Source organism: Marinobacter sp. P4B1 (assembly GCF_001447135.1).
Taxonomy (GTDB): Bacteria; Pseudomonadota; Gammaproteobacteria; order Pseudomonadales; family Oleiphilaceae; genus Marinobacter; species Marinobacter vinifirmus.
Genome location: NZ_LLXM01000015.1, coordinates 1,060,507 through 1,079,973, shown reverse-complemented (window position 1 = coordinate 1,079,973; position 19,467 = coordinate 1,060,507). Strand labels below are relative to the sequence as shown.

Genomic DNA, 19,467 nt, shown 5'->3' with positions numbered 1-19,467 from the left:
TCTCAATGTCTCAGCACAGCACTCTGTCACTGGTCATTCCTGCAAAAAACGAGCAGGAAAACATCGCGAAGCTGCTGACCGAGGCCTTCAACGTTATGAGGGATTACCCGGGCTTTGAAGTCGTGCTCGTGGACGATGGCAGTTCCGACCAGACACTGGCAACAGCTCGTCGCACTGCCGAGGCTTTGGGGGGCAGGCTATTGGCGGTTCGACATGAACAGAGCATCGGACAGAGCGGGGCACTGGCGACCGGTATCCTTCGCGCCACAGGCCAACTGATTGTGACAATGGACGGAGATGGTCAAAACGACCCCGCCGATATTCCAGCACTGTTGCAACAAGCGAACAGACTTCACAATCCCGACTTTTGTATCGCCGGCTATCGTATAAATCGGAAGGATACAGCATGGAAACGTTTCCAATCACGCCTGGCTAATCGTATTCGCAACGCCTTTCTACATGATGGAGTTCCCGATACAGGCTGTGGACTGAAGCTGTTTCCCCGGTCGACCTTTCTCAAACTGCCGTGGTTCGATCACGCCCATCGGTTCATTCCCGCGCTGGTGAAAGGCGCGGGAGGCGAAATCGCCATTGTCGAGGTCAATCATCGCCCAAGAATGGCCGGGATTTCCAAATACAATGCCTGGAACCGTGCATGGGCCGGAATCGTCGATATGATCGGCGTTATGTGGTTACTTCACCGCACACGAGTTCCTCAAATTGCAAACCTAGAGGATCCGAACAACAGTCGACCGGCAACGGAACGGGCTTGATATGGCTTCGGGACTGCGCTGGCTATCTTTCGCCATCCTGGTATTAACAGGCTATCTGACCATGAGCGGAGACTGGTTCGGTTTTCTGACCGATCAGGATCGCGTGGCAGATTTCCTGAACAGTAATGGGCTGGCGGGACTTTCAGCCATTACGCTGCTCGGTGCACTTTTCACTGGATTCGGAGCCCCCAGACAGGTCCTCGCTTTCGTTCTGGGATTTGCCGCAGGCAGCATTCAGGGTGCGATCCTATCGACTATCGCTACAGCCATTGGCGCGACAGGCTGCTTTTTTGTCGCACGCTGGCTTTTGCGAACATCACTCCTGAACCGTTTTTCAGATCGCATGCAACGTTTTGACCTGCTGTTCACGGAAGGCACTCTGCTCAAAATACTCATGATCAGGCTGTTGCCGGTAGGCAGCAATCTTGTCACCAATCTCCTCGCCGGGTGTTCCGGGATACGATTCGTCCCATTTTTGTTGGGCAGCGTTCTTGGCTACCTGCCCCAGATGGTGATCTTTGCAATGGCCGGCGCAGGGATTGGCCAGGCCCGTCTTGACCAGCTTGTGGTAAGCGCGGTTCTGTTCGCGCTGGCAAGTGCCATTGGCGCTTACCTGTATCACAACCAGCGCAATCAGACCCTTGCTGATTCCGTATCTGACCCCTCCTGAGTTGCAATTATGACACTCGACTTCCGTCTTCGGCGTTTACCCGACACCTTATTCAATCTGCCTTACAATCAATTGTTACTGGTGGTACTGGCCTTCGCGGCACTCATGATTCTGACCGGCATCGGGTTACGCTCTCCGTGGCCCGCCGACGAACCGCGATTCGCCGAAGTCGCCCGGGAAATGGTGGCCTCCGGGCAATGGCTGCTGCCCATGCGGGGCGGCGAACTCTACCCGGACAAACCACCGGTGTTCATGTGGGCCATTGCCTTTTTCTACTGGCTGACCGGCAACCTGAAAATTGCGTTTCTGCTACCGAACGCCCTGTGCAGCCTGCTAACCCTGGGCCTGGTGTTCGATCTGGGCACACGCTTGTGGAACCAACGCACCGGCGCCATTGCCGCACTGCTGCTGATGGTGGCACCCCAGTTCCTGATTCAGGCCCAGCGAGCCCAGATTGATGCCATGGTGGCCTGCTGGATCATGGTGGCCTGTTACGGTCTGATCCGGCATTTTTTCGTGCAGCCGTCCTGGCGTTGGTATTTCGTGGCTTGGGCCTTTATGGGTCTTGGCATTATTACCAAAGGGGTTGGCTTTCTGCCCGCCTTGCTGTTCATTCCGATACTGGCCCTGAAACTACAGGACACTTCTCGGTTTCAGGGCACACTCCGCTGGCGCTGCGCCCTCGGGCCCCTGGTCATGCTGGCCGTTGTGGCCGCCTGGCTGGTGCCGATGGTTCTGGCCGTCAGTCACCTGGGCACCGACGAAGCCCTGGCCTATCGCGACAACATTCTGTTCAAACAGACCGGTGAGCGCTATGCCGATTCCTGGGGGCACATTCAGCCCTGGTATTACTACCTCGCCAGCGTGATTCCCTCGCTCTGGTTTCCGCTGCCGCTGTTATTCCTGGCGCTGTTGCGGCCGGTTCGTGAAGTTCTCAAATACAGGCCGGAAGTTTTGGTATTGCTGGCGTGGGTTGTGTTGGTGGTGGCGTTTTTCAGCCTTAGCCCTGGTAAGCGCGGGGTCTATGTGCTGCCGGTTTTACCTGCACTGGCCCTGAGCCTGGCCCCAGCATTGAGTGGACAAAACCCGGCACGCTGGTTCGGGGCAGTCATCAGTGCTCTGCATCTGCTGCTTGGTGCAGTCTTGATCACCCTGGGCGTGCTAGCCTGGAATGACCACCCTCGTCTGGTGGAAAAGGTCGCTGACTACACCCAGGATCCGGCTCGACTGCACGAAGCCGGCACCCTGTTGTTCACCCTTGGGCTTATCTGGGTGGCAAGTCTCATGGCGCTCTGGCGCTGCCGGGCACTCGGGCGCTGGTTCATTGCCCTGATGGTGAGTTGGCTGGTGTTCACAACCTGGGGTTACCGGATTCTCGAGCCATTGCGCACACCCAGAAATGTGCTCGCCGCAGCCGAGCAGTTCGTGCCTGCCGACGGGCAAATTGGCATGATTGATTTCCGTGAACAGTTTATTCTTTTCTCGAAGCGGGATTTCACTCATTTCAGCTTCTTCAATTCACTGGAACAGGAAGATCGTAATGCATGGGTCTGGATGAAGAAGACGCCAGACAGTTACCTCATTGTGGCCGATCGGCATGCTCTGTCGTGCTTCACCACTGACGGCGCAAAATCAATTGGCACCGCTCACCGGGATACCTACGTGCTGCTGAGCGACCAGGACATGACGGACAGCTGTGACCCCCCGGACAAGGTGACACACTTTACCACCGACAACCCCGGGGAGTGGATGGACTGATGCCACTCTGAGAACGCCGCAAACTTTGCTGGTCTCACGTACAATGGGCGCTTTTGAATTCTCAAGGAGGCGCCCTTGCTCCCTCGCTCGCAGATTGCACAAGAATGGCAGGCCTTCTGGCTGGCCCTGGGCTTCCTGACTCGTATCCCAATGCTCGTTCGGATTGATTACTCCCAGCGCCTGATGAACCAGAGCAGCGTTTATTTTCCCCTGGTGGGCCTTCTGCTCGGCCTTGGCTATTGCGCCGCCTACTTTCTGTTCTCATTGGTGGCCAGCCCGCTGGCGGCCATTATCCTGGTAGTTATTCTGCACCTGTTTATCACCGGGGCCTTCCACGAAGATGGCCTGGCCGACAGTGTGGATGCTCTCGGCGGCGGCTATACCGTTGAAAAACGACTGGAGATCATGAAAGACAGCCGGATCGGAACCTATGGCACAGTGGCACTGGTGATGGCCTTGCTGCTGAAAGTAGCTCTGCTGGCTGAGGCTGAATTGATCTGGCTTGCGTTGCTGGTGGCACCTGCGGTTTCCCGGCTGACACCACTGATATTGATGGCCTGCCTGCCGTACGTCACTGACCCCGATAAGAGTAAATCCAAGCCGGTGGCAGACGGTTTCTCCCGCAGCCGCTTGCTGGCGGCCGCGGGGTTTGTGTTGTTGCTGGCAGCCGGATTATCACTCTGGCAGCCGTTACTGATTCCCGCAGCCATAACGGCCGTCCTGCTGGTTGCTGTGTTCTGGGGCAGCTATCTTCGTAGCCAGCTTGGCGGCTACACCGGCGACACCCTGGGCGCAGCTGTCGTGTTCAGTGAACTGGCGCTGTTGCTGTTTCTCTAACGTGGGGGCATCGTCAGTTATCCACCGTGAAGGACACTATCCGGGACAGGTGGCTGATGGGCATTTCCGTCTCTTCGTGCCAACGGTTGAACGCCTCCTGGGCCTGGCTCATGCCTTTCTTGCTGGCCGGTGAGGCATCCAGTATTCCGGCCCGGGTCAGGGCGGTAACCACATCGTGGGACAGGATAAAACCATCCCAACCCACCCGGCGCAGGAAGTACTGGGCTGAGTTCCCCCCCAGACGCTCACCGTTACGCTTCAGGTAGAGCAGCAGCCCCACCTGATCGGTCGACGGCCACTGGGCCAGAAACTGACCAAAGCTGCCGTGGTCTTTCGCCACATCCATGATCATCCGGGCATTTTCCGGCACGGTCCGGATCTTCTGCATGTTGCGAACGATACGCTCGTCTGTAGCCAGCTGCTCGAGCACTTCTGGCGGCACCTGCTGCCAGTAGGCGGGCACAAACCCTTCGAAGGCCGCCTCAAAATCCGGCCACTTGTTCTCGATTACCCGCCAGACAAAACCAGCCTTGAAAATGCATCGGGTGATCTCGGACAGGTAACGGTCGTCGCCGATCTCCGCCAGACGATGCTTTTCGGTGACCGGAGGCAACAGGGATTTCAGGGCCTGCTCGCCACCCTTCCGGGCCAAGGCCTGCTGGTAAAACACAGAAAACTTCATAGACCCTCCACAGAGATCCCCAAATTGGGACTTAAAGAGCCCAACATGGGATTGAAAATACCCAAATCAGGTACTAAAGTACCCATATTGAGACTCATGAGATGCGACCTGACCATGCCCGGAACCAGTATCGGTGACGCACTGTTTACCAAAACCCAACAGCGCCTGCTATCGCTTATCTATGGCCATCCAGACCAGAGCCTGTACCTGAATGAACTGGTACGGCTGGCAAATATAGGGCGCGGCACCGTTGTCCGCGAGCTGGCCAAACTGACAGATTCCGGTCTGGTCGTCATGACCCGACAAGGCAACCAGAACCACTACCAGGCCAACCCGGACAACCCGATCTTCGATGAGCTGAAACACATCGTCCAGAAAACCTTTGGTATTTCCGATGTGCTCCGGAATGCCCTGGCGCCACTGGCGGATACTCTCGAACAGGCCTTTATCTACGGTTCCGTGGCAAAAGGGGATGCCCATGCGGGCAGCGATGTCGATGTCATGCTGATCGGCCACGATCTCAGTTACAGCGAGGTTATGGAACTGCTGGCCCCCGCCGAACAACAATTACAACGAACCATCAATCCCACGTTATACTCTCCCGCCGAGTTCGAGCAGCGTATCAAAGACAATCAGAGTTTTGTGACCCGGGTGCTGGACCAACCCCGCCTCGACCTCCGCTTCAGCCACTGAGACAGGACACATTGCATGGAAGCACTCGATAATCTGGTCAGGATCCGACGACTCAAGGCAGAACCACCTGATGCCCGGGAGTTCGAAGGCATGCTCAAGGCTGCCGACACCAAGCTCCGGGACGCCTGCATTGAGGGATTGTCTGAGGACAGCCAGTTCTCTCTGGCTTATGGCGCCGCCCACGCATTATCGCTCGCCGCCCTGAGATGGCACGGGTATCGTTCCGAAAGCCGTTATATTGTCTTCCAGTGCCTGCAACACACCATTGACTTACCCAATGCCAAATGGCGCGTGTTGGACAAGTGTCATTCGGCCCGCAATCTGGCCGAATACGAGGGCCACATGGACGTGAACCCCCAATTGCTGAAGGAGCTGATTGCGATCACTCGCGAGCTGCAATCACTGGTGAGGGATCTGCCGCCAATAGGAAACTGACGTCTACCGCGATGTCAGATCTGCTTTAACCGGGCCAGCAGGGACTCCTGATCAAGGGCGCCACCCCAGGTATTACCATGTACCAGATCCTCCAGCGGCAGCCGGGAACGCCAGCCTTTGGACTGTAATTCCGGTTGCTCCAGGAATTCACTGACATAGCCCAGGCAGAGATAGGCCAGCGGGTATACATGATCCGGCAACTGCAGGATATTCGACAGCACATCCTGATCCAGAATACTCACCCAGCCCACGCCAATGCCCTCGGCCCGTGCTGCCAGCCAGAGGTTCTGCACCGCCAGGCAGGTACTGAACAGGTCCATTTCCATAATGGAGTTACGCCCCAGGACATTGGGACCGCCGCGGGATCGATCACAGGTGATGCAGAGGTTGATGGGGCTTTCCAGAATGCCCTGCAGTTTCAGGCTCCGATAGGTTTGCTGGCGCTCGCCGGTGTAGTTTTCCGAGGCCTTTGCGTTTTCCTCGTTAAAACTTTCCAGCACCTGCTCGCGCACCGCCAGGCTGTCAATCACGATAAAATCCCAGGGCTGCATGAAGCCGACCGACGGGGCATGGTGGGCAGCTCTCAGGATGCGCGCCAGAACCTCCTCCGGAATGGCATCTGGCAGGAACTGGGAGCGCACATCCCGGCGCTCGAAGATGGCCCGGTACAGGCCTTCGCGCTGGGCCTCGGTGAAGGGATCATTCGGGTTACTCACAACTGCAACAGCCTCCTTAGCCGGTCTGTGTCCAGGCACTGCTCCACCTGATCGGCCAGGCGATCAAGTTGCTGCAGACGGTGACGCTGGTAGTCCACCGACTGCTCGCCCTGTGCTTTAAGGCCTGCCCAGGCCAGAATGGCATGGCAGGCGGCTGGCTCGTCGAAGACGCCGTGGATGTAGGTACCCGCCACCTGGCCATCCACACTGATGGCGCCATCCGGCCGGCCTTCCAGCTCTGCAAATGGGCGCACCAGCGCGGCGCCTTCGGTTACACCGTTGTGCATTTCATAGCCTTTCAGGGCGCCTGTCACCGCCGTGCTGGCAACATGGGAGGTCAGCCCGCCATTTACCATTCGGAGCTGCTTGCCCGGCACCATACGGGTAACCATTTCGAACAGGGCCAGGCCCTCGGTAGTGCCGGCTTCACCCTCCAGCCCTTCCGGGTCTTCCACTTTTAGCCCCAGCATCTGGAAGCCGCCACAGATACCCAGTAGCTTGCCGCCATACCGCCGGTGTTTCTGGATGGCTTCCGGCCAGCCTTGTTGCTTTAGCCACTGCAGGTCGTGCCGGGTGCTTTTGCTGCCGGGCAAGATAATCAGATCCGCTGGCGGAATGGGTTCATCCGTCCCCACGAACACCAGGTCAACGCCCGGGTGGAGTCGCAACGGATCAAAATCGTTGTGGTTGCTGATCCGAGGCAATATCGGCACCACCACTTTCAGGGCGCCGGCCTCACTGGTGCCGGCGGCACTGACGCTGTCTTCTGAGTCGATCACCAACCCGTGCAGGTATGGCAAAACCCCGAACACCGGCTTGCCCGTGTGTTCCGTCAGCCAGTCCAGCCCGGGCTCCAACAGCGCAATATCGCCCCGGAACCGGTTGATGATAAAACCCGCCGTCCTGTCCCGCTCACTGTCGGAAATCAACGCCAGCGTACCCACCAGCTGGGCGAAAACCCCGCCCTTGTCGATATCCCCTACCAGCAACACCGGACAATCAGCAGCTTCGGCAAAACCCATGTTGGCAATGTCGTTGGCCCGCAGATTGATTTCCGCGGGGCTGCCGGCGCCTTCGGCGATGACCACATCGTAGCGGGCACTCAGTGCCTGCCAGCTCGCCATCACCGAATTCATCGCCTCAGCTTTGTAGGCGTGGTAATCCAGGGCATCCATATTGCCATGGACCTTGCCCCGCAAGATCACCTGGGCCCCGCAATCGCTCTGGGGCTTCAGCAACACCGGGTTCATGTCACTGTGGGGCTCCAGACCACAGGCCAGGGCCTGTAACGCCGTGGAACGGCCAATCTCGCCGCCATCCACGGTGACTGCACTGTTCAGGGCCATGTTCTGGGGCTTGAATGGCGCGACTGAGACCCCCTGCCGGGCCAGCCAGCGACACAGCGCCGCCACCACCGTGGTTTTGCCAGCATCCGAGGTGGTGCCCTGCACCATCAGGGTGGGCATTTACAGCTCCACACCCTTCTGGGCCTTGATGCCCTGATCCTTGAAGGCATGTTTGACCACACCCATCTCGGTGACCGTATCAGCCAGATCAATCAGTTCCTGGGGAGCACCACGGCCGGTGACCACCACATGCTGCATTTCGGGACGGGCCTGCAGGTCGTCCAGCACCCGGTCCAGATCGATGTAGTCGTACTTCAGGGCGATATTCAGTTCATCCAGCAGTACCAGGTCATAGCTGTCATCGCTCAGCATGCTTGCTGCAACTTCCCAGGCATCGGTTGCGCTCTCCACATCCTGTTCCCGGTTCTGGGTGTCCCAGGTGTAGCCCTGGCCCATGACGTGATAGGTGACGTTCGGCAGTCCACGGAAGAACGCTTCCTCACCGGTGCTGAACGCACCCTTGATGAACTGGACGATGCCCACTTTCATACCGTGGCCCAGAGCCCGGGCCACCATGCCGAAGCCGGAACTGCTCTTGCCTTTGCCAGGGCCGGTCAGTACCAGTAACACGCCCTGTTCTTTCTGGGCACTGGCAATGCGCTCTTGCATGATTTTCTGTTTGGCGGCCATACGCTTGGCATGGCGTTCGGGGTCTTTGGCGCGTTCACGCATGATGACTCTCCTTGGGTTAAGGCGTTCGAGTTGCTCAGGAAAACCGGACTTCCTCACCGCGAAAGATCGCGCTAATCAAAGCAGGCGCTGACGGGAAGTATCCGTGAAAATAGCTGGCCACCAGTTTCTGGTCGCGATACACGGCCTCACCTTCAGAGCCAGCCTGCTTCTTAGCCCTGGCGGCAGGTTGCCACGGGGTCTCAAGACTGGAATGGTGATAGGTGTGGCCCCGCAGCCCGCCGAGCTGGGTTTCCAGACTTTGCAGACCCAATGCGGTCAGTCGGTTAGCCATGGTCGCCCGCCCGGGCACCAGGCCCAGCAGACGATGTACTTTGCCGTCTTTATCTGCCAGCTCTTCGGCACAGGCCATCAGACCACCGCACTCTGCCAGAATGGGCTTTCCGGCCTGGTGGAAGGCGCGAATCGACGACAACATGGCGAGGTTCTCCGCCAAGATGCTGGCATGCAGTTCCGGGTAGCCGCCCGGAAGCCACAACGCATCAGCCATCGGTACTTCCGAATCTGTCAGGGGCGAAAAATACACCAGCTCAGCGCCCATGGCTGTAAGCAGATCCAGATTGGCGCGATAGATAAAACTGAAGGCCGCATCCCTGGCAACCGCGATCCTGAGCCCCGCCAGCAGCTGTTCTGGCCGGGAAGGTGCCTCATAATGAAACGACACGGGCTCGGGCAGCACATTCAGACCCGCTGACATCAGGACTTCGGCAGCCTTATCCAGCCGATCACTGAGGTCGTCCATTTCAGCCGCCTGGACCAGACCAAGGTGCCGGTCCGGAATGTTCATGGCATCGTTTCGGGGTATTGCGCCCAGCAGGCTGATACCTTCCGGCAGGCTCTCCCGTAGCAGTTCGCCGTGGTAAGGACTGCCAATCTTGTTGGCAATTACCTGATGAACAGGGAGTTCGGAATCAAATCTCGCCAAGCCGAGGGCAACCGCGCCGAAGGTCTGAGCCATGCCTTTGGCATCAATCACCGGCAGGGCCGGAATACCCGCCAGCTTGGCCAGATCGCCGCTGCTGGGGCTGCCATCAAACAAGCCCATGGAGCCCTCCACCAGAATCAGGTCGGCGCTCTGGGCAGCCTCCGCCAGCCGCCACCGGCACTCGTCCTCGCCGGTCATCCAGGGGTGCAACTGGTAAACCGGGTTACCGGAGGCTACCTCCAGCACCATGGGATCAAGATAATCCGGCCCGTGTTTGAACACCCGGACGTTCCGGCCGGCGTTCCGGTGCAGTCGGGCCAGGGCGGCGGTGACCATGGACTTGCCCTGGCCGGAGCCCGGGGCTGTGATCATGGCGGCCGGGATTTTGTTGTCTGGCATGTGTTGCTATTCCCTGTCGTCTGAGTTTGGTGCAGACGGGCAGCGGGGCAGGGCTTTCCGGGACACGCTGTGAATACATCCCTGTACGCTTGACTGCAGCATCCCTGCTGCAGACAGTCCCGGAAAGCCCTGCCCCGCTACCCTCGCGATACTTCTGAGTTAGTCTCGTTTTGGCACGAAAAAAGGCGCGCCATCCACTTCTACCGTTGCCAGTTTCTGGTTGTACAAACGTTCCAGAGCGTTCGGCACCAGCATCCTTTCTGCCGGGCCCCAGCAGGCTTCGCCGTTGGGATACATCAGCAGAATATGATCGCACCAGCGGGCAGCCAGGTTCAGATCGTGCAGGCACATGAAAATGGCGTTCCCTGCTGCCGCACGGTCGGTGAGCAGTTTCATGACGGCCACCTGGTGATGCAGATCCAGGTGATTCGTCGGTTCGTCCAGCAACCAGGTATGAGGCGACTGGGTCATCAGGGTGGCAATCGCCACACGCTGGCGTTCCCCGCCAGAGAGGGTGCTGACCAGACGGTCTTTCAGGTGCAGAACATCCAGTGCTTCAAGTGCTCTTTCCGCCATAGCGAGATCGTCTGCCCCTTCCATCTGCCACGGAGACAGCCAGGGATGGCGACCGATCAGCGCGGTTTCCAGTACCGTTGCAGGGAAGCCGTCCTGGCGATCCTGGAACACCAGTCCCAGCTGTTGAGAGAACACACGGCGCTTTATTCCGGATACCGAAACATCATCAAGATACAAAGCACCAGCGCGAGGCGGCCGAAGGCCTGCGAGCGTATGCAGCAAAGTGGTCTTGCCGGCACCGTTGGGCCCGAGCACGCCCCAGATCTGACCGGAGCCGATCGTTAAATCCAGCGGGTAGCCATCGGCGCGGCCGGGAATATCAATCACCAGGTTCCGGGTACTCAGGGTCTGCATCTGACGGCTTTGCATGGCATCCATCAGCGACTCCGGTACAACAGATACAGGAAAGTGGGTACACCCAGTAACGCGGTGATCACACCCACCGGCAGCTGCTCCGGCGCGATCACCACCCGCGCCAGGGTATCCGCCAGCACCAGCAGTGTGCCGCCGGCCAAGGCACAGGCTGGCAGGATCAGTCGTTGATCGTTGCCCAATACCAGTCGCAGCATGTGGGGAACCACCAGGCCGACAAAGCCTATGCTGCCCGCCATAGTGACCGCTGTGGCGGTGAGCAGGCTGGCCAGTATGTATATCAACCATTCCAGCGGGCGCACCGAAATACCCAATGCCGCCGCCTGCATCGGCCCCCGAGCCAACACATTCAGGCTCCGACCCAGTGGCACCACCAGAACACAAACAACAGTCAACAATCCCAGTCCGGGCCATGGTATCCGGGCGTAAGAGACATCGCCCATCAGCCAGTACAGCATGCCCGGTAATTCCCGGGCCGGGCTGATCGCCAACATCAGGGTAATAACCGCACCCCAGCCAGCGGCCACCACCACCCCGGTCAGTAACAGGCGGGAGGGCGTCCAGCTGCCAGTGCCATGGGCCAGCCCAAACACCATCAAGGTCGCGAGCAGGGCACCGGCAAAGGCAGAACCGGAAATAACCGCGCCGCCAAGTCCCGCCAGCATCGCCAGTAACGCACCAACAGCCGCGCCGCCGGACAGGCCCAGAACGTAGGGGTCGGCAAGTGGGTTACGCAGCAATACCTGCATCAGGGCGCCGGCCACGGCCAGCAGGCCTCCGGTGGCAAAGGCCGACAAGGTTCTGGGTAGCCGGAGCTCAAGGATCAGCGTGCGCTGCAGGTCCGAGCCTTCACCCAGAAATACCGACAACACATCGGCAGGTGATATCGCCACGCTGCCAACACCGACCGAGATCACCATGGCCAGCACGCCGGCCAGAGCCAGCACCAACAGTGGCAAAGTGATCGGCCGGATCACGCAAGGACTCCATTAAGGTCGCCGGTCACGGGCCACCTCCAGTTTTTCACAAAACAGGCGCGTACCTTCGAGCATTCTCGGTGTTGGTCGCTGTACCAGAGACGGCGGAATAAAAAACAGGTTGTCCCGCTCCGTGGCGGTCAGGCTCGGGAATGACTGCCAGCGAGTCAGCCAGTGGCGGTTCTCCTCCCCCATCCCGCCCGCCAGGATAGCTTCGGGATTGGCTGCAATAACGGCTTCGGCACTGATTCTGGGCACCAACCGCTCCAGGTGGCCAAACACGTTGTCACCCCCACACAGCTCAATCATTTCACCAATCAGATGGTCACGGTTGACCGTCATCAAAGGCTCATCCCACACCTGATAGAACACCGGCACCGGGTCGGCATCTGAAAACCTGGCTCGCAGGTCTGTAATGCCATTGCGGAATCGTTCCGCCTCGGCAAAACCCTCGGCATCGGTACCGGCCAGGGTAGAGATGCGTTCAATGGTGTGGGACACCGCCTCAAAACTGCGGGGCTCGATGGAGAACACCGGCACACCCATTTCTCTGAGTGTCTCCAACTGCTCGGTCGGGTTACCGGTTACCCAGCCAATCACCAGGTCCGGCTGCAGTTCCAGCAGGCGCTCCATGTCCATGCGAGTGTGGCTGCCAACCGAAGTTACTTCTTTCGCGGCCGGGGGATAGTCACTGTAGGCGACAACTGCAACCACCTGATCGCCGGCGCCTGCAGCCCAGGCCAGCTCGGTGGCGCCGGGGGAAAGCGCGGCAATGCGCTCTGCCGGTTGCTCAAGGCAAATCTCTTTACCCAGATCATCCGTGGCACAGACCGGCGATGCCAGGGCGGGGAATGCCAGCAGCATCCCGCCCAGAATCATAGCCATTTCCTTCAGATCTGCCACAGAGGCCTCCCCCGGTTTAACGGTTTTTATCGGATATCGTAACGCACGGTCAGCATGGCAGTGCGGCCGGCTGCAACGTAGTCCAGGTCATTCTGCCGATCATAGCGAGCGGTGCTGTATTCCTTGTCCAGCACGTTAGCCAGCGTCAGCCGGGTTGACCAGTCAGGGGCAAAGCGCCAGCCCGCCCGCAAGTCCAGAGTAGCAAAACCGGGCAGCCTGTCGTCGTTGGCACGGTCATCATAACGATAGCCTTCGGCCACCACTGTGCCACCGAAGTCCCAGGTACCAACGCGCTTGCTCAGGTCAAGGCGCAGGGTTTTGCCACTTCTGCGCTGGAGTCGGTTTCCGGTTTCCCGGTCTTCCGGGTCCAGCAGCGTCAGCGCCGCATCACCGCGCCAACCATCCCGCTCAAAACCCGCGCTGAACTCGGCACCACGGATTCGGGCTTCATTGACATTCATTGGCGTCCACAAGCCACTGGGGGTCGGGCTCCAGGCAATCAGGTTATCCACATCCAGCTGGAACAGGGCTGCATCCCAGAACCAGGTCTGATAGTGACCACTGGCACCCAACTCCACCGTGCCGGACTCCTCTGCCTCCAGGTCCGGGTTCGCACCCGGGAAATACAGATCGTTGAAGGTGGGTGCCCGGAAAGACGTACCATAACTGATCCGCACTCGGTGGGATCGATCCAGAGCATGGCCAAGGGCGATACCACCGGTTTCATTCTTGCCGTAGGCTTCGTTGTCATCACCGCGCACACTCAGCAGCAGGTCGGTTGGGCCGAAGTTCAGGCGCAACTGGCTGTAAAGGGCGGTGTTGGTACGGCTGGTCTCGGCGTAATCGGTGGTACCGCTGACCTCGTCGGTCATTAACTCTGCCCCTACCACCAGCTCATGGACGTTCCAGGTAAAGGTATTGTCCCAGCGCGCTGCCCGCGAACGGGTATTGAAGGTGCTGCTGAATGTAGGCGTAACGTTGTCGGTCTCGTCCCGGGATTCAGAGAACTGAAGTGAATGCCGCCAGTAGTCACTCACCGGGGTTTCCAGCCCGAAGCCGATGGTGCGAATCATGAAATCAATTTCGCCGCCTTCGTATTCGGTATTGCCCTCGCTTTGCACCATCACCAGGCTGGCTTCTCCGCCGGAGTCCAGGTCATGGACTACACGTCCAATACCGGCGGTGTTGCGGAAACCTCGGTCGTCACCATCTGTGATCACTGCTGTACCGTCGGTTTCCTTATGCAAGCCACTCAGGCTGAAACGGGTATTTCCGGCGCGGGCAGCAACACCGGCACTGCCTTTCTGCGTGTTGAAATTGCCTGCACCAGCTTCTACCCAACCTGCCGGCGTCTCTTCCGGGTCCAGCGTAAAGGCCTGCACAACGCCGCCGACAGCATCGGAACCGTACAGTGAGCTCCGGGCGCCCCGGACGATTTCCACCCGCTCGATCAGTTCAACGGGAAAGTACTGCCAGGAAGGACCACCGGATGTGGCCGAACGCAGGCGCACACCATCAACCAGCAGCAGCGTGGAGTCGTTGGCCGTACCGCGGGTATAGACACTGGTGGTTTTACCGAAGGAGCCGTTGCCGGTCACGTTGATCCCGGGCTGTCCTCGCAGAAGCTGGGTGAATTCTGAGGGGCTTTGCTCGCGGATGGTTTCTTCGTCAATAACTGTGACCGATGACAGGCTTTCACCCGCGGTCAGAGGCCCAAGGGTGGCGGTAACGACAATCGGTTCCAGCTTGCGCTCGTCCGACGCTTCATCGGCGGCAACAGCAGGCAACGCCAGCGGTAACAACATCAGGACGGGAAGGGCTTTGGCAGTACTCATAGCTTCACTCACGGTTCACCGCACGCACCCGTACGGTCGATCAATTAACTGCGGAGGAAGACAGACTGCTCAGACGGGGGTGGAGGGCGTGTCAGTAATTGCGAGCCAGGTTCACCCACCGCCGTCGCCCTCCGCAACGTCTGGTGTCTGGAACTCACGGTTCCGCCTTTCAGGCCGGTCTCCGGGCTTACAGGCGGAGCCGATGCTCCGGGGCAACCACCTTCCCATGCCATTGGCACAGTGGCGTACTGGATTGCCTTTCACCTGATTACCGTTGCGGGGGCAGCGCCGGAATGTCACCGGCTTCCCGTTTCACTGCGAGCACTCCTCCGGACTATCGCCAGCCTGGACAAAATGCATACAGCACCTGAAATCGCGGGCAAGACTATCAACCAGGGTGGGGGTGGTCAATGAGATATGTTAATTCAGACAACGCACCCTCCAGCCGTTGCCAACCGGTTTCATCCGGCGGTAAACCGAAACGCAGGGCTGCGGGTGCGTCAAAACGCCTGACCAGAATGCCGCGGCGAGCCAGCTGGTCAGCAATGTCCGCTGCGCGGGGATGTTGAACCGTTCTGAAGAGCAGGGTGCCGGTGGGGGACGGCATCCCGTGTTTTCTGAGCAGGCCGTCCATTCGCAGTCTTGCCGTTTGCAGGCTGGCACGAGCCTCCACCTGCCAGGCCTGATCTTGCAGAGCCCTGGCCATCAGGTAGCGTGCAGGACCGCTGACCGCCCAGGGGCCAAGCTCGTTCGCCAGCAGGTGAGCCAGTCCAGGCTCGGTCAGGATCGCACCGGCACGGAGACCTGCCAGCCCGAAAAACTTGCCCAGCGAGCGCAACACGATCAGCCCCGGAGCGCCCGCCCACGGGTCCAGGCCGAAGCCCGGCTCGCCCTCAATAAACGCCTGATCCAGCACCAGCCAGCCATCACGCTCGCGCAGCCGCTCGTGCCATAACCGTAAACGGGCAGGATCCATCAGCTGCCCGGTCGGATTATTCGGCTGTATCCAGACCACGACATCCACAGAATCCAGCCATGCCAGCTCCGCTTGCTTTGTCGCCTGTTCAGGAATCGCCACCACGTCGAAACCCGCTCGCCGCCAGGCATGACCATGCTCACGATAACCGGGCATGGGCACGGCCACCCGACCGAAACCATGCATACGGGCACGAACCGCTGGCAGGGCCATGATCGCCGCCTGGGAACCCGCTACGGGCAGGCAGCAGGCATGCTCCGGTGCCCCGGCCCAGATACGGATAATCTCTTCCAGACCATCCTCAGGCTCCGGAAGCCGTTGCCATACCTCCGCCGGAATTGCCGGAACCGGCCAAGGCACAGGATTAATACCGGTGGAGAGATCGAGCCATTGCTCACTGGGAATGCCCCAGCGCTGAGCCGCTGCCCTCAGGCGGCCTCCATGCTCCGGCAAATCAGCACCATCGAACGCTGTCACCCGATACCTCCTGGCCAGAACGCATTCAGACTTGCGGCCAAGGCCAACAACACCAACAGCCATAGCATCACGCCGCGCTGCACCAGGGAAATCGCGCCCTCTACGGTTTGTGCCGAGGCGCCTTGCCCGCTGCCCAGCAGCGGTCGCTGCTTCACGCCACCGGAATACGGCGCCGGGCCGCCCAGAGTGACCCCCAGTGCGCCAGCGCCTGCAGCCATCACCGGGCCAGCATTAGGGCTGTCCCACGCTTTTGACTGCTCACGCCAGCATTGCAGTGCCAACCGGGTGTTGCCAAGCAACGCATAGGTCAAGGCAGTTAGCCGGGCAGGGGCCCAGTTCATAGCATCATCGAGCCTGGCGGCGCAGCGCCCGAAATACAGATATCGTGGCGTCCGGTAGCCCCACATGGCATCCAGCGTGTTCACCAGCCGGTGCAAAACCAGTCCGGGCAAGCCAGCGACCAGATACCAGAACAAGCTTGAAAACACCGCATCCGCGCCATTTTCCAGCATGGATTCCGAAGCGGCGGCGGCAACGCCTTCGTCGGTCAGCGCTGCAGCGTCGCGGCTGACAATTTGGCCAACCGCCAGCCGGGCCCGGGCGCCATCCCCGGACGCCAACGCAGTCGACACCGCCCGACCATGCTCCGCCAGCCCCCGTAATGAAATGGCAAGCCAGACACCGGCCACCTGAGTGAGCAGCCACAGCCAGCCCTCCAGCAGGAATTGCAGCAGAATTGCCAGCACGACGGCTGGCATGACCGCTACCAGGGTCGCCAGCAACCCCCGCAAAAGGCTTTGCGTCGGGAATGACGGCTGATCATTCAGGCGTTGTTCCAACAGGGATGCCCACCGGCCGAAACCCACCAGCGGATGCCATCGTCGGGGCTCACCCATCAGCCAGTCCAACAAAACCGCAGCACCGCACACCAGCGCTGCAACCACAAACGTATCCAAAGCCGGTCTCCGTAAATCAAGTGCCGGCAAGTCTAACCGACTGGTCACTGAACTTGACAGCCTTGCCTCCCGGTTAGACCATCCTCGGTTTTCCGCCCACAAGGACCCATCGCCATGGCACTGCCCGACAGCTGGCTCAAGTCTCCCCCACGGCCCTCGGTTCAGCACACAGCGCTTGCCGCCGAGCGCCAGCAGGTACTCACCAAGCCACCCGGTTCTCTCGGGCAACTGGAACAGCTCGCCATCAACCTGGCGGGCCTGAATGGCACCGACAGACCCAGCGTTGATCCGGTGCGCATAGTGGTGTTTGCCGGCGATCACGGCGTTTGCGCTGAAGGCGTTTCCGCATTTCCTCAGGCTGTCACCGCCCAGATGATCGCCAATTTTGCCAGCGGCGGCGCCGCCATCAGCGTGATGGCCGAGGAACTCGGTGCCAGTCTGGAAGTGGTCAACCTGGGTACGGTTGGCGAAGTACCGGAATTACCCGGCGTCATACACCAGATTATCGCCCCTTCTACGGCCAACATGGCAGAATCACCGGCCATGTCCTCGCGCCAGGTTGAATCCGCGCTATCCAGTGGCGACGAAGCCGCCAGGCGTGCCGCAAACGCTGGCTGCCGCCTGTTTATTGGTGGTGACATGGGCATCGGCAACACCACCAGTGCTGCAGCACTGGCCTGCGCCCTGCTGGGGCAGCAGCCCACCACCCTCGTTGGCCCGGGCACAGGGCTGAACTCCGAGGGCGTTGCCCGCAAGGCGAGGGTGGTTGAAAACGCGTTGCAACGGCATGGTCCCGACCGTGATCCGCTGATGGTACTGGCCTCTCTGGGAGGCTTCGAAATAGCCGCACTGACCGGCGCTATCCTGGGCTGCGCCGCGCGCCGGATCCCGGTTCTGGTGGACGGCTTTATCGTCTCAGTCGCTGCACTGGTGGCCGTGCATCAACAACCGGGGGTACGGGAGTGGCTTCTGTTTGCGCACCGGTCGGCCGAACCCGGCCACAATGCCGTGCTGGAGGCGCTCGATGCCTCGCCCCTGCTGGACCTTGGCATGCGTCTGGGCGAGGGCAGCGCCGCCGCCGTTGCCGTTCCCCTGCTACGCGCCGCCTGCGCCCTGCATAACCGGATGGCCAGTTTTACCGACGCTGGCGTCAGCGGCAAAGCGGAAGAATAGCCCTATGACCACCACAGTAATCGACCTGATACGCCACGGCGAACCGGAAGGTGGCCAGATGTTCCGGGGCAGCAAAGACGACCCTTTGAGCGACACCGGGTGGCAACAGATGATAGCTGCCATCGCCGAGGGTGATCGGTGGGACGCCATCGTCAGTTCACCCATGAAACGGTGCCGACGCTTCGCCCAGCAACTAGCCGAGGAACACAGGATTCCACTGCACATCGAAAAAGATCTTCGGGAGATCGGCTTCGGTGAGTGGGAAGGGTTGACCGCAGAGCAGATCCAGGAGAGCTATGGGGATCACCTCAACCACTTCTGGCAGGATCCCATCAACTTCATCCCCCCCGGCGGTGAACCCGTAACCGATTTCTACCAGCGCGCCATCGATGGTTTTGATCGATGGCAGCAAACGCTTGCCGGCAAACGGGTCTTGGTTGTCTGCCACGGAGGCGTGATCCGCATGGTGCTGGCCAATGTGTTGGGCATTCCGCTGGAGAGATCATTCACCGGCTTTGCCGTGCCTTACGCCTGCCGCAGCCGGATACAGGTGGACCAGTCCGAATTCGGTGTGTTCCGCAGCCTGATCAGCCACCAGCCTTGAGGGTAAGTGGCAAACCCGCCACAGCCATCACCACCTCATCACAACGCTGGGCCAGGGCCTGATTGAGCCAGCCCAGCTCATCGGCAAAGCGACGGGTAAGCGGGTCCATACCGATGGTTCCGAGCCCCACTTCGTTGGTCACAATGACCAGGGGGCCGGGGTAGCACTCAACCGCCTCCAGAAAGGCCGCCCGCTCGGGCTGGAACAAGGAGCCGTCGGCAAACAGCAGATTGCTCAGCCACAGGCTCATACAGTCCACCAACAGCAACGGCGGTTCTCCCGGGCCGCTGGCATACTCTGACAATACCCGGCCCAGGCGCAGCGGCTCTTCAGCAAGCTGCCAGTGGTTCGGCCGCAGTTGCTGGTGACGCTGAATACGCAGTGCCATTTCATCATCGCCTGCAGTAGCGGTCGCCACATAAACCACCTCGTTACCGGCCGCTTTGGCCCGCTGCTCCGCCAGCCCGGTCTTACCGGAGCGAATCCCGCCGGTTACCAGTAACTTGTTGACCATAAACCTTTCTCCAGCCCGCCACATTCCGCCGCCAAGGTACACCAACCGGACAGACAACTGCTATAGTTTGGCCAGACTCCGGAAAAGGCGGCAAAGCAATCGCCGGCTTCAGAACAAGAC

Annotated in this window: 20 protein-coding genes and 1 riboswitch; of the genes, 8 read left to right on the top strand and 12 right to left on the bottom strand. The window is 59.9% G+C overall.

Going from position 1 to position 19,467, the window contains the following annotated elements:
* Positions 1-5 precede the first annotated feature (5 nt).
* From AQ621_RS16495 to cobS, 4 genes are all read left to right on the top strand, one after another.
* Entirely contained in the window at positions 6-773 is a 768-nt protein-coding gene (locus tag AQ621_RS16495; RefSeq protein WP_058342480.1) for a glycosyltransferase family 2 protein, read from the top strand.
* A 1-nt stretch (position 774) separates the two neighbouring features.
* Positions 775-1,443: a TVP38/TMEM64 family protein gene (locus AQ621_RS16490; RefSeq protein WP_058342309.1), complete on the top strand. Its 669-nt coding sequence runs from the start codon at positions 775-777 to the stop codon at positions 1,441-1,443.
* A gap of 9 nt (positions 1,444-1,452) precedes the next feature.
* The gene (locus AQ621_RS16485) at positions 1,453-3,201 is read left to right on the top strand and encodes an ArnT family glycosyltransferase (protein ID WP_058342308.1); all 1,749 of its coding nucleotides are present in this window, start codon (positions 1,453-1,455) and stop codon (positions 3,199-3,201) included.
* Between the two features lie 75 nt (positions 3,202-3,276).
* Positions 3,277-4,038, top strand: a complete 762-nt coding sequence (gene cobS / locus AQ621_RS16480) for an adenosylcobinamide-GDP ribazoletransferase (RefSeq protein ID WP_011783835.1) — start codon at positions 3,277-3,279, stop codon at positions 4,036-4,038.
* Between the two features lie 13 nt (positions 4,039-4,051).
* On the opposite strand, the gene AQ621_RS16475 is transcribed toward cobS, so the two are convergent.
* Complete coding sequence (locus AQ621_RS16475; RefSeq protein ID WP_041654455.1) at positions 4,052-4,720, bottom strand: DNA-3-methyladenine glycosylase I; 669 nt, start codon at positions 4,718-4,720, stop codon at positions 4,052-4,054.
* A gap of 96 nt (positions 4,721-4,816) precedes the next feature.
* On the opposite strand from AQ621_RS16475, the gene AQ621_RS16470 reads away from it, so the two are divergent.
* Together AQ621_RS16470 and AQ621_RS16465 are read left to right on the top strand one after the other, a co-directional pair.
* Positions 4,817-5,413 carry a nucleotidyltransferase domain-containing protein gene (locus tag AQ621_RS16470; RefSeq protein WP_227508395.1) on the top strand — a complete coding sequence of 199 codons (597 nt, stop codon included), beginning with the start codon at positions 4,817-4,819 and terminating at the stop codon, positions 5,411-5,413.
* Between the two features lie 15 nt (positions 5,414-5,428).
* Positions 5,429-5,848: a hypothetical protein gene (locus AQ621_RS16465; RefSeq protein ID WP_058342307.1), complete on the top strand. Its 420-nt coding sequence runs from the start codon at positions 5,429-5,431 to the stop codon at positions 5,846-5,848.
* Positions 5,849-5,862: 14 nt separating this feature from the next.
* Here AQ621_RS16465 and bluB read toward each other — a convergent pair whose 3' ends face one another.
* The 10 genes from bluB to cbiB all read right to left on the bottom strand — a co-directional run bounded on the left by bluB (position 5,863) and on the right by cbiB (position 17,056).
* Complete coding sequence (gene bluB, locus AQ621_RS16460; protein ID WP_058342306.1) at positions 5,863-6,564, bottom strand: 5,6-dimethylbenzimidazole synthase; 702 nt, start codon at positions 6,562-6,564, stop codon at positions 5,863-5,865.
* Complete coding sequence (locus AQ621_RS16455; RefSeq protein ID WP_058342305.1) at positions 6,561-8,030, bottom strand: cobyric acid synthase; 1,470 nt, start codon at positions 8,028-8,030, stop codon at positions 6,561-6,563. Before AQ621_RS16455 ends, bluB begins: the two co-directional genes overlap by 4 nt.
* Positions 8,031-8,642: a cob(I)yrinic acid a,c-diamide adenosyltransferase gene (cobO, locus tag AQ621_RS16450; RefSeq protein ID WP_058342304.1), complete on the bottom strand. Its 612-nt coding sequence runs from the start codon at positions 8,640-8,642 to the stop codon at positions 8,031-8,033.
* 34 nt (positions 8,643-8,676) lie between these two features.
* Positions 8,677-9,984, bottom strand: a complete 1,308-nt coding sequence (locus AQ621_RS16445) for a cobyrinic acid a,c-diamide synthase CobB (protein WP_058342303.1) — start codon at positions 9,982-9,984, stop codon at positions 8,677-8,679.
* Between the two features lie 159 nt (positions 9,985-10,143).
* Positions 10,144-10,938, bottom strand: a complete 795-nt coding sequence (locus tag AQ621_RS16440) for an ABC transporter ATP-binding protein (protein WP_201785341.1) — start codon at positions 10,936-10,938, stop codon at positions 10,144-10,146.
* Positions 10,938-11,852 (bottom strand): FecCD family ABC transporter permease, encoded by a 915-nt coding sequence (locus tag AQ621_RS16435; protein ID WP_058342478.1) that lies wholly within the window; start codon positions 11,850-11,852, stop codon positions 10,938-10,940. The genes AQ621_RS16440 and AQ621_RS16435 overlap by 1 nt, the downstream gene beginning before the upstream one ends.
* 69 nt (positions 11,853-11,921) lie before the next feature.
* A complete protein-coding gene (locus AQ621_RS16430; protein WP_058342302.1) occupies positions 11,922-12,812 on the bottom strand; it encodes a cobalamin-binding protein in 891 nt (296 codons plus the stop codon).
* A gap of 26 nt (positions 12,813-12,838) precedes the next feature.
* Positions 12,839-14,647, bottom strand: a complete 1,809-nt coding sequence (locus tag AQ621_RS16425; protein WP_058342301.1) for a TonB-dependent receptor domain-containing protein — start codon at positions 14,645-14,647, stop codon at positions 12,839-12,841.
* A 154-nt stretch (positions 14,648-14,801) separates the two neighbouring features.
* Positions 14,802-15,011: riboswitch (cobalamin riboswitch) on the bottom strand.
* Positions 15,012-15,035: 24 nt separating this feature from the next.
* The gene (gene cobD, locus AQ621_RS16420; RefSeq protein WP_058342477.1) at positions 15,036-16,076 is read right to left on the bottom strand and encodes a threonine-phosphate decarboxylase CobD; all 1,041 of its coding nucleotides are present in this window, start codon (positions 16,074-16,076) and stop codon (positions 15,036-15,038) included.
* Positions 16,077-16,096: 20 nt separating this feature from the next.
* On the bottom strand, positions 16,097-17,056 hold the full coding sequence (cbiB, locus tag AQ621_RS16415) for an adenosylcobinamide-phosphate synthase CbiB (RefSeq protein WP_058342300.1): 960 nt from the start codon (positions 17,054-17,056) through the stop codon (positions 16,097-16,099).
* 114 nt (positions 17,057-17,170) lie between these two features.
* Between cbiB and cobT the strand changes: the two genes are divergently transcribed.
* Both cobT and AQ621_RS16405 read left to right on the top strand, forming a co-directional pair.
* Positions 17,171-18,229, top strand: a complete 1,059-nt coding sequence (gene cobT / locus AQ621_RS16410; RefSeq protein WP_058342299.1) for a nicotinate-nucleotide--dimethylbenzimidazole phosphoribosyltransferase — start codon at positions 17,171-17,173, stop codon at positions 18,227-18,229.
* Positions 18,230-18,233: 4 nt separating this feature from the next.
* The gene (locus AQ621_RS16405) at positions 18,234-18,833 is read left to right on the top strand and encodes a histidine phosphatase family protein (RefSeq protein WP_058342298.1); all 600 of its coding nucleotides are present in this window, start codon (positions 18,234-18,236) and stop codon (positions 18,831-18,833) included.
* On the opposite strand, the gene cobU is transcribed toward AQ621_RS16405, so the two are convergent.
* Entirely contained in the window at positions 18,817-19,347 is a 531-nt protein-coding gene (gene cobU, locus AQ621_RS16400; RefSeq protein ID WP_058342297.1) for a bifunctional adenosylcobinamide kinase/adenosylcobinamide-phosphate guanylyltransferase, read from the bottom strand. The genes AQ621_RS16405 and cobU overlap by 17 nt on opposite strands.
* Positions 19,348-19,467 lie beyond the last annotated feature (120 nt).